This is a genomic window from Bacillus sp. FSL W8-0183, assembly GCF_038006825.1.
Classification (GTDB): domain Bacteria; phylum Bacillota; class Bacilli; order Bacillales; family Bacillaceae; genus Bacillus; species Bacillus altitudinis.
Genome location: NZ_JBBOVY010000001.1, coordinates 3,577,880 through 3,596,061, shown reverse-complemented (window position 1 = coordinate 3,596,061; position 18,182 = coordinate 3,577,880). Strand labels below are relative to the sequence as shown.

At 43.1% G+C, this 18,182-nt stretch carries 15 protein-coding genes; 10 read left to right on the top strand and 5 right to left on the bottom strand.

Annotated features, from left to right (window positions below):
- Window positions 1–6: 6 nt before the first annotated feature.
- Window positions 7–2,076 (bottom strand): transglycosylase domain-containing protein, encoded by a 2,070-nt coding sequence (locus NSQ64_RS18935; protein ID WP_058337042.1) that lies wholly within the window; start codon window positions 2,074–2,076, stop codon window positions 7–9.
- Between the two features lie 225 nt (window positions 2,077–2,301).
- Between NSQ64_RS18935 and speE the strand changes: the two genes are divergently transcribed.
- The 5 genes from speE (at window position 2,302) to argS (ending at window position 6,714) form a co-directional block, all read left to right on the top strand.
- Window positions 2,302–3,132 carry a spermidine synthase gene (gene speE, locus NSQ64_RS18930; protein WP_058337041.1) on the top strand — a complete coding sequence of 277 codons (831 nt, stop codon included), beginning with the start codon at window positions 2,302–2,304 and terminating at the stop codon, window positions 3,130–3,132.
- Window positions 3,133–3,201: 69 nt separating this feature from the next.
- Window positions 3,202–4,074 (top strand): agmatinase, encoded by an 873-nt coding sequence (gene speB, locus NSQ64_RS18925; protein ID WP_017360073.1) that lies wholly within the window; start codon window positions 3,202–3,204, stop codon window positions 4,072–4,074.
- Window positions 4,075–4,149: 75 nt separating this feature from the next.
- A complete protein-coding gene (locus tag NSQ64_RS18920) occupies window positions 4,150–4,497 on the top strand; it encodes a hypothetical protein (protein WP_326112233.1) in 348 nt (115 codons plus the stop codon).
- Between the two features lie 124 nt (window positions 4,498–4,621).
- Entirely contained in the window at window positions 4,622–5,044 is a 423-nt protein-coding gene (locus NSQ64_RS18915; RefSeq protein ID WP_008343509.1) for a DUF1934 domain-containing protein, read from the top strand.
- The gene (gene argS / locus NSQ64_RS18910) at window positions 5,041–6,714 is read left to right on the top strand and encodes an arginine--tRNA ligase (RefSeq protein ID WP_008343507.1); all 1,674 of its coding nucleotides are present in this window, start codon (window positions 5,041–5,043) and stop codon (window positions 6,712–6,714) included. The genes NSQ64_RS18915 and argS overlap by 4 nt, the downstream gene beginning before the upstream one ends.
- Window positions 6,715–7,242: 528 nt before the next feature.
- Here the strand turns inward: argS and NSQ64_RS18905 are convergent.
- Window positions 7,243–8,211 carry a S66 family peptidase gene (locus NSQ64_RS18905; RefSeq protein ID WP_341017797.1) on the bottom strand — a complete coding sequence of 323 codons (969 nt, stop codon included), beginning with the start codon at window positions 8,209–8,211 and terminating at the stop codon, window positions 7,243–7,245.
- 150 nt (window positions 8,212–8,361) lie between these two features.
- Between NSQ64_RS18905 and cls (NSQ64_RS18900) the strand changes: the two genes are divergently transcribed.
- The 4 genes from cls (NSQ64_RS18900) (at window position 8,362) to NSQ64_RS18885 (ending at window position 13,123) form a co-directional block, all read left to right on the top strand.
- Window positions 8,362–9,864 carry a cardiolipin synthase gene (gene cls, locus NSQ64_RS18900; RefSeq protein WP_025208143.1) on the top strand — a complete coding sequence of 501 codons (1,503 nt, stop codon included), beginning with the start codon at window positions 8,362–8,364 and terminating at the stop codon, window positions 9,862–9,864.
- A 105-nt stretch (window positions 9,865–9,969) separates the two neighbouring features.
- Window positions 9,970–11,685, top strand: coding sequence for an ABC transporter ATP-binding protein (locus NSQ64_RS18895; RefSeq protein ID WP_341017795.1), 1,716 nt, complete (start codon window positions 9,970–9,972; stop codon window positions 11,683–11,685).
- Between the two features lie 125 nt (window positions 11,686–11,810).
- Window positions 11,811–12,053, top strand: coding sequence for a hypothetical protein (locus NSQ64_RS18890; protein ID WP_341017793.1), 243 nt, complete (start codon window positions 11,811–11,813; stop codon window positions 12,051–12,053).
- A gap of 71 nt (window positions 12,054–12,124) precedes the next feature.
- The gene (locus NSQ64_RS18885; protein WP_341017791.1) at window positions 12,125–13,123 is read left to right on the top strand and encodes a S66 family peptidase; all 999 of its coding nucleotides are present in this window, start codon (window positions 12,125–12,127) and stop codon (window positions 13,121–13,123) included.
- A 211-nt stretch (window positions 13,124–13,334) separates the two neighbouring features.
- On the opposite strand, the gene NSQ64_RS18880 is transcribed toward NSQ64_RS18885, so the two are convergent.
- The 3 genes from NSQ64_RS18880 to cls (NSQ64_RS18870) form a co-directional block, all read right to left on the bottom strand.
- Complete coding sequence (locus NSQ64_RS18880) at window positions 13,335–13,589, bottom strand: hypothetical protein (protein WP_008343494.1); 255 nt, start codon at window positions 13,587–13,589, stop codon at window positions 13,335–13,337.
- A gap of 73 nt (window positions 13,590–13,662) precedes the next feature.
- Complete coding sequence (gene uvsE, locus NSQ64_RS18875) at window positions 13,663–14,625, bottom strand: UV DNA damage repair endonuclease UvsE (RefSeq protein ID WP_341017789.1); 963 nt, start codon at window positions 14,623–14,625, stop codon at window positions 13,663–13,665.
- 12 nt (window positions 14,626–14,637) lie between these two features.
- Window positions 14,638–15,834 (bottom strand): cardiolipin synthase, encoded by a 1,197-nt coding sequence (gene cls, locus NSQ64_RS18870; protein WP_341017787.1) that lies wholly within the window; start codon window positions 15,832–15,834, stop codon window positions 14,638–14,640.
- 143 nt (window positions 15,835–15,977) lie between these two features.
- On the opposite strand from cls (NSQ64_RS18870), the gene NSQ64_RS18865 reads away from it, so the two are divergent.
- Window positions 15,978–18,089, top strand: a complete 2,112-nt coding sequence (locus NSQ64_RS18865) for a (Fe-S)-binding protein (RefSeq protein WP_341017785.1) — start codon at window positions 15,978–15,980, stop codon at window positions 18,087–18,089.
- The last annotated feature ends 93 nt before the right edge of the window (window positions 18,090–18,182 follow it).

The following is an 18,182-nucleotide window of genomic DNA, read 5'->3' as shown; positions in this document are numbered from 1 at the left end:
CCATTTTTAACGTTTCAGCCACTTTTCCCACCATTTCTTAGGCTGTTGATCTTGAGCTTTGTCTTGCTCAGAAGCTTTGTTCTCGGCACCATAGCAGACACCGGTCGGCTCCGTTCCTTCTATAAAATAGGTAAATACCTTTGATTCGCATCCTGGGCCTGCGAGATCACCGGTTTTTGGATTGATATATACGCCTTTTACACCGTCTGGCGGCATGAAGGAGGAGGCTGGCTGGTTTGAGAGGGCTGATTCCATAAAGGAAGCCCATATTTTTTTCGCATAGGCGGTTTCTTTGACCGAGTCAATGGTGCGTCCTTTATCATAGCCGGTCCACACACCTGTGACGAGCTGGGGAGAGAAGCCGATCATCCAGCTGTCAGCACCTGTCGTCCCCGATTTCCCTCCATACGTTCTGGTAAGATCTTTTGAAATGGTACGACCTGTGACACTTGTATAGCCATTTAATTGATGATTGAACATCCCTGACATCATGTCAGTGGTGACAAATGCTGCTTTTTCATCTAGTACTTGCTCTCGTTTTTGTTTCTCCTCAAAGAGTACGTTGCCCTTTGCGTCCGTTACTTTCGTAATAAAGGTTGGCTTGACACGTTTTCCTCCATTGACCAGCATCGCGTAAGCATTGGTCATTTCAATTGGTTTGACAGGTGAAGTACCTAGCGCAAGTGAAGGCACTTGATCTAGTTTTTCGTGAATCCCAAACGTCTTGCCTGCACGTACAAGCTGTTCCATTCCTAAAAATAGATGGGTTTTGACCGCATAAATGTTATCAGATAGAGCCAAAGCCTGAAGCATCGTAATACCGTCATTGGCATAATAGCCGTGATAGTTGCTTGGTGAATAAGCGGCGCCGCTTCCTTGCTCATCGAGTTCAAAAACAGTTTCTTCACTGCGCATCACGGTTGCTGGTGTAAACCCATTTTGTAAGGCCATGTAATAGAGAAGCGGTTTCATTGTTGAACCCGGCTGTCTTTTCGCTTGTGTGACCCGATTGAATGGGCTTTTCTCGTAATCTCTTCCCCCGATGAGGGCAAGCACATGACCTGTCTGGGGATGAATGGCGGTAAAGCCAATTTGGATACCTGATTCAGAATCCATGATGTTGGTTAAAGTCTTTTCAGCGATTTTTTGTAATTCAGGTTGTAAGGTCGTTTCGATATGAAGACCATACGTTTCAATTTGTTCCTCGGTTAAGCCCAGCGTTTGTTTCAGTTCGCGAATCACATCATCATAAAAATACGGGGCCTGCTTTGCTTGCAGCTGCTTTTGTTTGAGCGGGCGATAGGACAGCTTTTCCTTGCTGGCATCAGCAGCCGCTTTTTTCGTAATCATGCCATCCTCTTGCATTTGCCTCAGAATCATATTCTTTCTTGCGCTGGCTTTCTCCTCATTCACATAAGGGGAGTAGAGAGAAGGACCCTTTGGAATACCGGCAAGCAAGGCAGATTCAGCTAAAGTTAAGTTCTTCGCTTTTTTCCCAAAGTAAAGGCGGGATGCCGCTTCCACACCGTATGCGCCGTGGCCATAATAAATGGTGTTCAAGTATCCTTCCAATATCTCATCTTTTGTATAGTTTTGTTCTAAGCGGATGGTGTAAAAGGCTTCATTCCACTTCCGCTTCCATGTTTTATCATGATCTAAATATAAATTTCGTGCGTATTGCTGGGTGATCGTGCTGGCGCCTTGTACCTTTGCCATTGCACGAATATCTGCCACCGCAGCACCCGCCATTCGTTTCACGTCAAAGCCGTGATGCTGATAAAAGGTTTTATCCTCAACCGCGACCACTGCCTGCTGTATATGAGGGGACATGTCCTTTAACGGAACCCAGTATCTCTTTTCTCCAAAGCTCGATTCGCCAAGTTTAGACCCATCGGCTGCATAAATGGTCGTGGATTGGGGAACTTGAACAGAGGGAGCGCCTTGCCACTTAGCTAGTAAAAGAATCGTCAAAAAGACTGTGCCAGCAAATAGAAAAGCGAGCAAGCCGATAAAAAAACAGGCCCGAATCGTTTTCACGGTCATGCGGATTTTTTTATTACTCATGATTGTGTCCATGCAAAGCCCCCATTTTGACGGTTTTTTATCAGTATGGGACAAAGAAAACCGTTTTAAACAGGCGACTGCAAGGGTGTGCTTTAAAAATGAAGTTATCTCATGCGGTTCTTTACAATTTGATATGAATCCACTATACTTTTTTCTTGGACAATCGATATAGTCATAGCCGATAAAAGGCGCTAACAATAGATGTTTGTTTATTATTGGATGAGAGGAAGATGAACGATGAGCGAACTTTGGTATACAGAGAAGCAAACGAAGAATTTTGGCATTACATTGAAGGTGAACAAAACCCTTCACACAGAACAAACAGATTTTCAGCATTTAGAAATGGTGGAAACAGAAGAGTTTGGTAATATGCTGTTTTTAGACGGTATGGTGATGACATCAGAGAAAGATGAGTTTGTATACCACGAAATGGTGGCACATGTTCCTCTTTTCACTCATCCAAACCCGGAAAATGTTCTTGTCGTAGGCGGAGGAGACGGTGGTGTCATTCGTGAAATCCTGAAGCATCCAAGTGTGAAAAAAGCGACACTTGTTGATATTGATGGCAAGGTCATTGAATACTCGAAAAAGTTCCTTCCTTCAATTGCTGGGAAACTAGACGATCCTCGTGTAGAGGTGAAAGTCGGAGACGGCTTTATGCACATTGCGGAAGCCGAAAACGAATATGACGTGATCATGGTTGACTCAACTGAGCCAGTTGGACCAGCTGTAAACCTGTTCTCTAAAGGTTTCTATGCAGGAATCTCAAAAGCACTCAAAGAAGACGGTATTTTCGTTGCACAAACGGACAACCCTTGGTTCACACCTGAGTTAATTACAAACGTACAGCGTGATGTAAAAGAAATTTTCCCGATTACCAAGCTATACACAGCGAATATCCCAACATATCCAAGCGGTCTTTGGACATTTACTATCGGTTCTAAGAAGTATGATCCACTTGCTGTAGAAGACAGCCGCTTCTTTGATATCGATACGAAATATTACACAAAAGAATTGCACAAAGCGGCATTCGTTCTGCCGAAATTTGTGAGCGACTTAATCAAATAAATCAAGCGAAGTGGAAATGCGCAAATGACCGTTTGCGCATTTTTTGAAGCGTAAAAGGAGGAATCTTGTATGAGATTCGACGAGGCTTACTCAGGAAAAGTGTTTATTGGAAGTCATCCGACATGGGAAGATGCGAAAGTCATTTTATACGGGATGCCGATGGATTGGACCGTCAGTTACCGTCCCGGCTCACGTTTTGGCCCGAACCGTATTCGTGAAGTATCCATTGGATTAGAGGAATACAGTCCTTATTTAGATCGTGAACTGCACGAGGTGCCATTCTTTGATGCTGGCGACATCCCGCTTCCATTTGGCAATGCACAGAAAAGCTTAGATTTAATTGAAGAGTATGTCGACAGCATTTTAGAAAAAGGGAAGTTTCCATTAGGAATGGGCGGCGAGCATCTTGTGTCTTGGCCGGTTTTCCGTGCGATGTATAAGAAATACCCTGATTTGGCAATCATCCATATGGACGCACATACCGATCTTCGTGAGGAATATGAGGGTGAGCCGCTTTCACATTCGACACCGATTCGTAAAGTTGCAGGACTTATTGGACCTGAAAATGTATACTCTTTCGGCATCCGTTCAGGGATGAAAGAAGAATTTGAATGGGCAAAAGAAGCAGGCATGCACATTTCTAAATTTGAAGTGCTGGAGCCATTGAAGCAAGTATTGCCAAAGCTGAAAGGCCGTCCAGTTTATGTGACAATTGACATCGATGTACTCGACCCAGCTCATGCACCTGGTACAGGAACGGTAGATGCTGGCGGTATTACGTCAAAAGAACTGCTGGCATCTATTCATGCCATTGCTGGTTCTGATGTGCATGTCGTTGGTGCAGACCTTGTAGAGGTAGCGCCTGTATATGATCATTCCGATCAAACGGCGAATACAGCAAGCAAACTTTTACGTGAAATGCTGCTTGGTTTTGTGAAATAACATTGATAGAGGAGCTTGTCATCTCATATGGGCAAGCTCTTTTTTACATTGGTGACATGATAAAGGAGGCAGGTCGTGTTTTCTTCTGTATTGATGGTATTACTCGCTTTATGTGTATTAGCGGCAGGCTTTCTTACGCTGAAAAGAGAGCTTGCAGCGAGTCCGCCCACGTTCACCTCGAAAAAAGAGGCAAAAGATGAGATGGTTCATCTGTTTCAGGATCGAGGCTTTTTCTATCTTACTGGCATAGCGCTGTTGATGAAGTTTGTTTATAAGCAAGGGCATCTTCTCCCATTTGATTTCTTTCAGGCATTTTTGGCAAGTTCAGGCATCCAAGCACTGTTTTATCTCATCAATCGAAAAAGCGCAGGGCTCAAGACTGGACTCGTGATAGGCGTGAGCTTCATTTTTCTTTTTTTCTAAAGAGACATGTGAAGATCAAAAAGGGGGTTTCATCCACACGAAGATGAGAAATGATGGGATGATAGGCAATCGGGATTATGGTATACTATTTTAGTTAAACGGGTCTTAGCAAAGGAAGTGCAAAATGACACAAAACCAAATTTCAATTCATGTAAAGTCAGTGATGAAACCAGAGACGGAACCGGCTGAAACGATCGAATTCCGAACAACTGGAACGTATCAAGAGAAGAATGACAAAACGTATCTCACTTACCATGAAGAACATGAAATGGGTCAAGTAAAAACTGTTGTCAAAATAAGTGAAAAAGAAATTTTTGTCATGAGATCAGGTGCGATTCAAATGAAGCAGCGCTTTCTCACTGGAGAAACGACCGTGACACATTACACGATGCCATTTGGCACACTTCAACTCGATGTGCACACACATGGTATTGATCTTGATGTAGACAATGGGCTTCTACACATTACGTACGATATGCTAACAGGTGAAGATCAAAAGCATTTACATACATTATCGATTTCATATAAGGAGGATTTACGTTCATGAATATCGCAGAACAGGTCAAAGATGCGTTAAAAGAAGAAATCATTGCGGCAGTCGTCAAAGCAGGACTTGCAGATGAAAGCCAGGTGCCGGATGTTCTTTTGGAAGTGCCAAAAGACAAAACTCACGGTGATTATTCCACCAATATGGCGATGCAGCTTGCCCGCATTGCGAAAAAAGCACCACGTCAAATCGCCGAGGACATTGTGAATGCATTTGATAAAGGCAAAGCGTCAATTGAAAAACTGGATATTGCAGGTCCAGGATTCATCAACTTTTATATGAACAATCAATATTTAACAAAACTGATTCCAGCTGTTCTTGAGGCAAAAGAGGCTTATGGCGAAACGAATACAGGCGGCGGTCAAAAAGTTCAGGTTGAGTTCGTATCGGCAAACCCAACAGGGGATCTACACCTTGGACATGCCCGCGGCGCAGCTGTAGGAGATTCTCTTTGCAACATCCTTGATAAAGCAGGCTTCGACGTGAGCCGTGAATACTATATCAACGATGCAGGCAATCAGATCAATAACCTTGCTCTATCTGTAGAAGTACGCTACTTTGAGGCGCTCGGTCTTGAAAAAGAAATGCCAGAGGACGGTTACAGAGGAGAAGACATCAAAGGCATCGGGCAGAAACTTGCGGATGAATTTGGTGACCGTTTCGTGCATGAATCAGAAGAAGAGCGTATGAAATTTTTCCGTGAGTACGGTTTAAAATATGAACTAGAAAAACTACGTGTCGACCTAGAGAATTTCCGTGTCCCATTTGATGTGTGGTATTCTGAAACGTCTTTATATGAAAACGGAAAAATCGAACCAGCGCTAGAAACACTTCGCGCTAAAGGCTATGTCTTTGAAGAAGACGGCGCAACATGGTTACGTTCAACTGATTTTGGTGATGACAAGGACCGTGTCCTGATTAAAAAAGACGGCAGCTTTACGTACTTGCTTCCAGATATCGCATATCACAAGGACAAATTGGATAGAGGTTTTGACCAGCTCATTAACATTTGGGGAGCGGATCATCACGGCTACATTCCTCGAATGAAAGCGGCAATCCAAGCACTCGGATATCCAGCGGACAAACTGGAAGTCGAAATCATTCAGCTCGTTCACCTTTACAAAAACGGTGAAAAGATGAAGATGAGTAAACGTACAGGTAAAGCCGTCACAATGCGTGACTTGATTGAAGAAGTAGGCTTAGACGCTACTCGTTATTTCTTTGCGATGAGAAGTGCGGCGACACATATGGACTTTGACCTAGACTTAGCGATTTCTACGTCTAACGAAAACCCTGTGTACTATGCACAATATGCACATGCGAGAATTTGCAGCATGCTCCGTCAAGGGGAAGAAAAAGGCTACGAGCCAAACCTTGAAAAAGCAGATTTCTCTCACATTCAGTCCGATAAAGAATACGATCTTCTGAAAATCATCGGTAGCTTCCCAGAGGTTGTAGCAGAAGCAGCAGAAAAACGTATTCCGCACCGCGTCACAAACTATATCTATGATCTAGCATCAGCCCTTCACAGCTTCTACAATGCCGAAAAGGTCATTGATGTTGAAAATGAAACAAAAACAACAGCACGTTTATCGCTCATGAAAGCAACACAAATCACGCTTGCGAATGCATTAAAACTTATCGGCGTATCTGCGCCAGAGAAGATGTAGTGGAATGAAGGAAAGCCCCGCTCTATTTTATGAGCGGGGCTTCTTTATATAAAAAACCCGCTATTCTCGAGAGATAGCGGGTTTTGAAAATTAACCAAGCGTATTAATAATGTTAGAAATAGAATCGAATAATTGGCTAAGTACATCAGAGAACATGAGCGTATCCTCCTTTCAGAAAGCATGTAGTATGTGCGTGTCATAGGAATTACCCAAGTGTGTTAATAATGTTAGAAATAGAATCAAATAATTGGCTAAGTACATCAGAAAACATAGTTTGTATCCTCCCTTCGGCAAGCATGTAGTATGTGTGCGTTAATGGGATTATCCAAGTGTATTAATAATGTTAGAGATAGAATCGAATAATTGGCTAAGTACATCAGAGAACATGTTTTTGCCTCCTCTCTTTTCTTTTTACATCTACTTAACGAAGGGGATGAAGGGTTGGATCACTTTTTTTAAAAAAATTTTAAAAAGAAATGATGGCATAGAAAAAGCACCCGCATATGAGGGTGCTTTTTAGGTTTTTATTTATGCATGAACACGCCATTGGATTTGTCCGCCGTCGCAGGAGAGCTCGGCACTCCCGCCAATCGGCAAGGTGAAGACCGGCTGTGTATGTCCGATATCGACATCGTAAATCACTGGAATGTGTTGAAGCATTGGGTGCTTATCTAGGATGAACCTCAAATGTTCCTCTGTCATTTTGGATTTCTTTTGAAAACGTCCGATGATTAACCCTTTAATGGATTCGGCATGCTGCAAGAGCGAGGCAAGGTCTCTGGCGAATGTTTCAGGAAAGACCAAGTCATCATCTTCTACAAATAAGATGGCATCCTTGATGCGAGGCATAAAGGGTGTCCCTTGCAGTAAGTTCAGTGTACAAAGATTTCCGCCATACAAGGTGCCTTCAGCTGTTCCTTCCTGATAAATCCCCCATGTTGTCGGATGAAACTGCCTATTTACTTGATCAAGATACCACGCATCATCACTCCACTTTGTAGAAGGGGTGAAATCAAATGGCTCGCTACTCATCACGCACGCTTGAAACATGGCTGTCTGCTCCTCTTGTCCTTGTTCCATTTGGAAACTGGAGAAATGAGGGCCTGAGTACGTCACCATGTCACATTTGGCGGTAATGGCGTTTGCAAGTGCGGTAATATCACTGTAGCCGCAAAGAACTTTTGGGTGCTGACGAATCAAATCATAATCTATATAAGGCAAAAGCTCATTGCAGTTAAAGCCGCCGATTGCTGTCAAAATGCCGTCGACTTCATCATTTGAGAATGCCTCATGTAGATCAGATAAACGGTGTTCAATAGAAGAAGAGGAATGCAGATCACATTCAAACACGTGTTGTCCAAAAGAAACAGTGAACCCTAATGCCTCTAAACGTTTTTTCGCCTGAGCCATTCCTTCTTTTGATAAAATGCTGGCACTTCGACTTGGAGCAATTACCCGAATGTGGCTTCCCTTTTTTAAAGCAGATGGTGTACGCATAAATCATTCATCCTTTCCTTCACATATTTTCCATTATATCGGATCAAAACGCTCCAGTCTGTAAAAGCTAAAAGAAAGCAGCAGACCGTGCGTTTCAGACGAGCTGTGCAAAGGGTATGGAAAAGAAAAAGACAGAATGAGGCGGAGAATGTGAAAAAGAGGAGACTGGAATTTCTATTTTTATATTTCATGATATTTGGGGCATATGTGGTGTTTTGGTGGCCAGTGCCGGCGTGGGGTTTTCAGCTTTACGCAGCTAGTTACATCGCCATCATTTTATTTAGTATTATTTCGCTTATGCTAGAGAACCGGACATCACAGCACACGCTGTTATGGATGTATGTACTGATCTTTTTCCCGATCATCGGCTATATGTTTTATTTGTTCTCGGGGCAGCTTTATGTCAAAGGACATTTGTTTAAATCAAAGAGAATGTATAACCGAGAAAAATTACGCAGAATATCAGAGCTTGAGAGTAAGCCGGATGAGACGCGTTTAACCGATAATCAGCGTGCTTTTTTTCATTACACAGAAAAAGCGACAGGGATGCATGTAAATACAAATAGTGATATGGAGATTTTAAAGAATGGAGAGGAAACCTTTCCACGTATTTTTGAAGAATTAAAAAAGGCAAAAACGTTCATCCATATAGAATATTACATGTTCAAATCTGATTTCCTCGGACACCGGATGATGGAGATCCTGATTGAAAAAGTGAAAGAAGGAGTAGAGGTTCGATTCATCTATGATGCGGCTGGCAGCATTCGCTTCTCACGAAAAGATATTAAACGATTGAAGCAGGCAGGGATAAAGGTCGCTCCTTTTCTACCATTAAAATACGGATTCTTTAATCAAAAATTCAATTTCCGAAATCACCGGAAAATCGTGATTATTGATGGAGAAACAGGATTTGTTGGCGGGCTCAATGTCGGGAAGGAATATGTAGGACGCGATGAAAACATCGGCTTTTGGCGTGACACGCATACAATGTTAAAGGGTGAAGCCGTTCAGACACTTCACTCCATATTTATGCTGGACTGGGAGTATGTATCAGATGAAGTGTTAATTGATGATCCGAAGTATCACACCCCGCATCCTGTGACAGGAGAAGATGTCATTCAGGTCGTGCCGACTGGACCTGATATGAAGGAAAGTATGAGTGATTTATACGATGCGCTCATTTCGAATGCACAGCAATTTGTTTGGATTGCGACGCCTTATTTTGTCCCAAATGAATCCATTCGCACAGCGTTAAAAATTGCGGCGACAAGAGGGGTGGATGTGCGTGTGATGGTGCCTGAGATTAATGATGGATTTCTCACGCAATACGCCACACGATCTTATTTTTCTGAGCTTTTGAAAGAGGGCATCAAGGTGTATCACTATCAAAAAGGGTTCATGCATCAAAAGGTCATGATTGCAGATGGAGAACTTGCCTCTGTCGGAACGGCCAATGTTGATATGAGAAGCTTCCAACTCAATTTTGAGGTCAATGTCTTTACAGCGGCAAAGAAACCGATCGAGCAATTGATGGCTCATTATGAGGAAGATATGAAAGAATGTGAGCAAATGGGGCCAGTTCATTTTTATAAAAGGGGCTTAAAGGAACGTTTAAAGGAATCGTTTGCGCGATTGTTTTCAGGTGTATTGTGAGGGTTTCCAGGGAAAGAAATCATTTCCTGATCTAGTATTTCGATAATGATTCCTCTATAATTGAAAATGATTATCAATTATAGAGGAAGTGAGGTTCTTTTACATATGCTAAAACGCTTTTTTGCCTATTACAGGCCCTATCGTGGTCTGTTCTTTTTTGATTTCTTTTGTGCTGTGGCCGTCGGACTCATGGAACTAGGTTTCCCGCTGATCGTGAACTACTTCATTGATACATTATTACCAACAGGGAACTGGACGGTCATTGTCTGGACCGCACTTGCGCTGTTTGTCATTTACGCACTCAGCTCAGTGATGCAATTTATCGTGTCGTATTGGGGACACATGCTTGGCATTAACATTGAGACCGATATGAGAAAAAAGCTATTTGATCATTTTCAGCGTCTCTCATTTAAGTTCTTTGATAACAACAAAACGGGTAAGCTTATGTCTCGAATGACCAATGACCTCATGTACATTGGTGAGGTGGCTCATCACGGACCTGAGGATTTGTTTATTGCGATTATGACCATTCTTGGCGCCTTTGCCGTCATGCTCATGATTAACTGGCAGCTTGCCATTTTAACCTTCTTGATTATGCCAGTCATCATCTGGTTAGCCCTTCATTTTAATAAAAAAATGACACAGGCGATTACACAACTCAACAATGACATTGGAGATTTTCATGCAAGGGTTGAAAACAATATTGGTGGTATTCGTCTTGTTCAAGCCTTTGCGAACGAACATTTCGAGAAAAAGCGCTTTGCTGAAAATAACAACCGCTTTCGAAAAGCGAAACTTCTTTCCTATAAAATTATGTCAGTTAACGGATCAATCAGCTATATTCTCACAAGGCTTGTGACGCTGTTTGTCCTTCTGGCAGGTACATGGTTTGTCCTTCAAGGTCAATTAACGGCAGGCGGATTTATCGCCTTTGTCTTGATCACAAATGTGTTATTCAGACCCATTGATAAGATCAACACGGTGATTGAAATGTATCCAAAAGGCATTGCCGGTTTTAAAAGCTATGTCGATTTGCTTGAAACAGAGCCAGATGTGAAGGATACAGAAGGAGCACGTGATCTTTACGGCTTGAAAGGTGAAATTGAGTATCGAAACGTGACATTTGGCTACGATGAGCACAGTCATGTATTGAAGGATATCAACTTGAAGATTAAACAAGGGGAAACTGTTGCGTTTGTCGGGCCATCAGGAGCGGGGAAATCGACCATTTGTAGTCTGCTGCCTCGTTTTTATGATGTGGACGAAGGAGACATCACCATTGATGGTGTGAGCACAAAATCGATGACCTTGTCCTCTTTAAGACAGCAGATTGGCATTGTGCAGCAGGATGTCTTTTTATTCTCAGGCACCATTCGTGAAAACATTGCGTACGGCAACCTGGAAGCGAGTGATGCAGACATTTGGGAGGCGGTGCGACGTGCCCATTTAGAGGAGCTCGTTCAGCGTTTCCCAGAAGGGTTGAATACGGTCATTGGTGAACGCGGCGTTAAGCTATCCGGCGGTCAAAAGCAACGCCTGTCAATTGCACGGATGTTTTTGAAAAACCCGTCTATTCTTATTTTGGATGAAGCGACGTCAGCACTTGATACAGAAACAGAAAAAGCAATCCAAGACGCACTAAGCGAACTGGCAGTCGGCCGGACGACACTCGTCATTGCTCACCGCCTTGCGACAATTAAACATGCAGACCGAATCATCGTCGTGACAGGGGAAGGCATTGAAGAACAAGGCCGTCACCAAGATTTAATTCGAATGGGCGGTGTTTATAGCAGACTGCATGAAGCGCAGTTTGGTCATTGAAGAGAAGTGATTGAATGAGTCCAGTTATTAAGCTGGGCTCTTTTTGATAGGATAAAATCTTCTTTTCCATTTAAATGGAATGTTGATATACTATAAGGCAATTGGATTCAAAAGGAGAGGATGGCTTGAGTGAAACGGCAAAAACAGTCATGATCAAAAGCATTCACTATGTGACGCTCGTTGCCTTATTTATCTTAATCATTCCCGCTGGACTCAATCCAGTCTTTTTTTATGTGGGAATGATTTTGTTTGGCATCAATACTGGAGTGAACATCATAGATAGTTCTCTGAGCAGAAAAAAGATATTTGTGATGCTTGCCATCAGTTTTGCTGTCATATTGTTTGGGCTGTTTAAGCTCTTATATTAAATCTGAGCCCTTTTGAAAAAGGGCTTTTTTTGCTAGGATAGTAAAAACTCGTGTAGGAAGGATCTGATGGAATGAAGGGGCTTCGGCATTTACAGAAAGGCGATAAAATTGGTATTTATTCTCCCTCAAGTCCAGCATCTTCCACCTCGCCTCTTAGGTATGAGCGGGCGAAGGAATGGCTTGAACAAAAAGGATTCATTGTGGTACCAGGATCATTAACAGGGAAAGGGGATCACTATCGTTCGGGAACGATTCAAGAACGAGCAGCTGAGCTGAATGAGCTGATGGCGAGAGAAGATTTGTCCTGTATCATGTCGATGATTGGGGGGACGAACTCGAATAGTTTGCTGCCTTATCTTGATTTTGAGCTGCTGAAGAAGCATCCGAAAATCATGATTGGTTATTCAGATGCGACGGCGATTCTTTTAGCGGCTTATGAAAAAACGAGTCTGCCTGTTTTTTACGGGCCTGCACTTGTGCCGTCTTTTGGAGAATTTGAACCATTTGTCAATCATACATATCAATCTTTCGAGGATATTCTCATTCATCCGCAGCCCATCCCATATCAGGTGAAAAAGCCGCCCTTCTGGACGGACGAACGGATCAACTGGGAAGAGAAAATACGAGAAAAAGAAAAACGTCCAAACGATTGGATGTGCGTTATTGAAGGGCAGGCAGAAGGCAGACTGATCGGCGGGAACCTAAATGCCATGTATGGCATATGGGGAAGTGAATTCATGCCTCAAATCCAAAAAGGCGATATCCTTCTCATTGAAGATTGTATGAAAACCGCCTCCATCGTCGAAAAGAACTTCTCTCTGTTAAAGATAAATGGTGTGTTTGAACGGGTATCTGGTATCCTCTTAGGGAAACATGAGCTGTTTGATGATGAAGGAACGGGCAAAAGGCCGCACGATCTTTTACTTGAAGTACTGGGAGATACAAAGAGGCCGCTCATCACGGAATTTGACAGTGCCCATACGCATCCGATGCTCACGATGCCAATCGGTACACAAGTAAAAATGAATGCAACGTCACGCGAGGTTTGGCTGACAGAAGCATGGATATAAGAAAAAGAGCAGCCCTAAGGCTGCCCCAGCGTGTAGACAAACCCTCGCATTCGGTGTCAGTCCTGCGTGCCGGTGCTCACGAATGTGACATTCGCTCCGCGCCGGTACTCGTCCTTCCTAGACTGCAAAGGTTTTCAACTACGCTGAAAAGAAGACAAAGGGATAAAATAAGGTTCATTTTATCCCTTTGTCAGCCTAAGGCTGCCTTTCTTTATGAAGCATTCTCTTTTTCAAATGGCTGAAGAAGGTCTTGTGCCTCTTTTCCTTCTACCACGATTAAATAGTCTGATTCTAAATGAGTAAGCCTAAAGGTTTCTAGCTCTACGATGTTCTTAATGTTGCACATTGTTTTTTTAGAATATACATATAAACGATGCTGAGCGTGTTGGCACTTTTCGTATAGAGAAATAAGCTTATGTAAATTCAATGCTTTCGCAGCAATTCGGATTGAATAGATTTGTGACATCTTCATATCCTCCTGTTAAATACTTTCTCACAATAGCTTTGTTACCCCCGTTGTGATAGAGGTAAACCTTTCTCTACGATTTCCACTCAATGGTGCCTCCGCTCGTCCGCCGATTGCCTCTGATCGCTGACAGCTCCTCAACAAGACGGAGCAAAGCCTGATCCTTTTTCTTTGCCTCAATCATAAAATCCACATCAAGACCATACGACTTTAAAGCTTGAAAAAGTGGCAATACAAAGGACCTCTCCACTCCATCCGCATGGCTTCGTATCGCCTTTTCTGATTTTGGTGAGGATAAGTGGATTTTAGGCGGTATGCCAGTGTTTGCCCACGTGTCAAACACTCTTGGCAAAATGTCATCAAGTGCCGCATCATCATCTTTGTTTGCAATGTGATGGTGGTAATCAAATACAAACGGGATGCCATGCTTTTCACAAACATCAAGCGTTTCCAATGACGTATAGGTTTTGTCATCATTTTCAAGCGTCATTCTCGCCTTGATATGTGCAGGAAGCTGCTTTATATTTTCATCAAAACGCTGTAAAGCAGATGCCTTGTCGCCATATGCACCTCCGACATGAATGTTCATATAGCCTTCCTTTTCAAGCTTCATGGCCTCAAGCATTTCATAATGATAGGTCATATCAATGACGGCGTTTTCTGTAATGGATGGCTTTGGACTTGTGAACAAAGTAAATTGATTGGGGTGAAAGCTCACTCGTAATCCGTGCCGCTTTACGAGTTGACCAATCTCTAGAAATTCTTTGCGAAAGGGTGTCACAAAGTCCCACCGCACCTCAGGATGGGTGGCGAGCGGGACAATCGAGCTTGAAAAACGGTAAAGCGGAATATCATGGGCAATCGCAAAATAAAGCGTTCTTAATGTATTGACGAGGTTGGCTTTCGTCGTTCGCAATAGAGCTTCTGTCCTCTCTTCCTTTGAGAGCTTACTGTATCTTGCAAAGGTCAGCGACTTGGCAGGTGAAGCTTCCCATAAAGTCACGGCGTTGGATACATAACCAAATCGATAACGCATAGGTCAACTCCTTTATAAAAAATACGAGAACAGGGCGCCTATCCACTCAATTGGACGCGTGAGAAGTGGGCGTTGTTTGTATTTTTCTTCAGTCATCAGTTCTGACACTTCCATGTGTTCACGAATCTTTTCCTCTACATGTGCGGTGAAGGCGGGATCATCAATGGCCACATCCACTTCTTCGTTGAAAAACAAACTTCGTTTATCAAAGTTCGCTGTACTGATCATACAACGGCTATGATCGATGAGAATGGCTTTCGCATGATAAAACCCTTTATAAAAACGATACACAAGACATCCAGCAGCAATCAGATCTTTCAAATAATGAAATCCAGCTTCTTTCACAAGCGGGTGATCTGCCTTCATTGGGATGATGATGTCGACAGTCACGCCTCGCTTCCGTGCGTCAAGAAGGGCGCTTAGAAGAGGAGCAGATGGAATAAAATAGGGCGTGCAGATGGTGATTTGCTTTTTCGCTTGTTGAATATCGTGAAGAAATAAGGCTTCTAAAGAAAAACCTGCCGTCGCACGTGTAGTGCACTGTAATGTTCCCGGTTCCAGTTTAGGAAAAACCTCGTATTGCAGCTGGTGAATACCAGATGACCGGTACAAATCATTCAGAAACACGTGCTGGAGGTCTGCGACAACCTGTCCTGTCATGCGCAGGTGATAGTCTTTCCAAATGCCAAACCTGCCGTTTTTCCCTACATATTCATCGCCGATATTAAACCCGCCAATGTAGCCGATCTTCCCATCGATCACCGTGATCTTGCGGTGATTTCTCATGTTCAAGCGATAAATGAAAAAAGGAAAACGTGGTTTGTTTAAAAAGTAAAATTGAATGCCACTTTTTTCGAGCATCTGAATGGATGTTTGATCAAATGGATAGGAGCCTAACCGATCAGTGAGCAAAAAAACCGAAACACCTTGCTCTGCTTTCGCTTTAAGTGCTTGCAGAATCCTTTGCCCAATCTTGTCGTTCTTTACAATAAAGAACATCATATGAATAGAAGAAGAGGCTTGCTGTATATCCGTAAGCAGCTGATCAAACAGTGGTTCGCCATCATGATAAAAAACTGCATCGCCGCTTGTTTGGTCAAAAGACCGTTCAAAAGCATGGGTAGAAAAATATTTTCTCCCTATATAAAGATCTAGCCTGACGAGTAGAACAATGACGAAGACGACGAGTAGAATGATCCATGCGATCATGAAGGTTCCTCCTTTTTTACATATGACGATAGTGTACCCAAATGGGCAAAAAATATTGACTGAATACTCATTCATTATTTATGATAGAGGTACAACATGGAAACGGAACAAAGTGGGTCTTGGGGAATGAAAGGGGGAGCAAGATGAATAGCCTTTTAATTGTTAACTTGATTGCATTTGCGGCAGTGACCGCTTACGCTGTGTATTTGTTTATTTATCTCATTCGAACACGAGCCGCGTATATTCGTCTTGGCAAAAAAGAAGAATTTCAGAAAGACATGAAAAAACGCTTAGAACGTGTTTGGGTGAATGTGTTTGGTCAAAAGAAACTGCTGAAGGACAAGAAGAGCGGCATCATTCATGTGCTGTTTTTCTATGGATTTATTTTAGTGCAGTTCGGAGCCCTTGATTTTATTATGAAGGGACTTGTTCCAGACAGCGGGCTACCATTAGGTCCGCTTTACGGTGTCTTTACGTTCTTCCAAGAGGTAGTCACACTTCTCATTTTAGTGGCGGTGGTTTGGGCGTTCCATAGAAGATATGTCGAGAAGTTAGTCCGTTTAAAAAGGGGCTTTAAGTCAGGGCTTGTCCTTTTGTTTATTGGCGGATTGATGCTGACCGTATTACTAGGTAACGGAATGAACATCATTTGGCATGGGCACTCACTATCAGCAACTGAGCCAATTGCTTCCGGCATTGCTTTCTTGCTGGGCTGGCTTTCACCACTTGCGGCAACAATTGTGTTCTATGTCGCATGGTGGGTGCATCTTCTTATTTTACTGACGTTCTTAGTGTACGTCCCGCAGTCTAAGCACGCCCATCTCATCGCTGGTCCGGTCAACGTATTTGTCAGCAGATTGGACCCGCCAGGCAAACTGAAAAAAATTGATTTTGAAGATGAGACACAAGAAACGTTCGGCGTTGGGAAAATTGAAGATTTTCGTCAATCTCAGCTGATTGATCTTTACGCTTGTGTGGAATGTGGGCGCTGTACGAATATGTGTCCGGCGACAGGGACGGGGAAAATGCTGTCTCCAATGGATTTGATTTTACGATTAAGAGATCATTTAACAAATAAAGGGGCTGCCATTACTTCAAAGACACCGTGGGTTCCGCAGCTTGCTTTCAAACAGACGACAGGAAATCAACTGGCATTACAGGCAAGGGGAGCTGGAGCGGAAGAATCTGCGGCGAGCGCAATGTATCATCCTTCTCTCATTGGTGAGGTCATTACAGAAGAAGAAATCTGGGCATGCACGACATGCCGAAACTGTGAAGATCAGTGTCCTGTCATGAACGAACACGTCGACAAAATCATTGATATGCGCAGATACTTAGTACTGACAGAAGGAAAAATGGATGCAGATGCACAGCGTGCGATGACAAGCATCGAGCGACAAGGGAACCCATGGGGATTGAATCGAAAAGAAAGAGAAAACTGGCGTGATCTAAGAGAAGATGTGCACGTACCGACAGTGAAAGAACTGAAAAAAGCAGATCAGACCTTCGACTATTTATTCTGGGTTGGATCGATGGGTGCATATGACAATAGAAGCCAAAAGATTGCTCTTGCCTTTGCAAAACTGCTCAATGAAGCAGGGGTTTCTTTTGCCATCCTAGGCAATAAAGAGAAAAACTCAGGTGATACACCGAGAAGACTTGGGAATGAATTTTTGTTCCAAGAGCTTGCTGCAAAAAACATCGAAGAATTCCAAAAAAATGACGTAACCAAAATCGTCACGATCGATCCGCATGCTTACAATTTATTTAAAAATGAATACCCAGACTTTGGACTTGAGGCAGAGGTGTATCATCATACAGAATTGCTGGCAGAGCTAGTAAAAGAGGGGAAATTAACGCCTATTCATGAAGTGAACGAAGTCATTACTTTCCACGATTCTTGCTACCTAGGCAGATATAACGAGGTCTATGATCCGCCAAGAGATATTTTAAAAGCCATTCCTGGTGTGACACTGAAAGAAATGGAACGGAATCGTGAATCGGGGATGTGCTGTGGTGCCGGCGGTGGCTTAATGTGGATGGAAGAAGAGACAGGTACTCGAATTAACACAGCGAGGACGGAGCAGGCCTTACAGGTACAGCCGTCCATCATCAGCTCAGGGTGCCCATATTGTTTAACCATGCTTGGGGATGGGACGAAAGCGAAGGAAGTAGAAGAGCAGGTCGGCACATTTGATGTCGCAGAACTTCTTGAAAAATCAGTGTTTGGCGAAACGAGAACGCAGGCTTCATAAAGGTGTCAGGCCGATGGATCGACTGTTCATCGGCCAGTGGACACCGATATTTTATGAACTGTCTAGCATTTATGTAAGCGGTAACAAATAGGA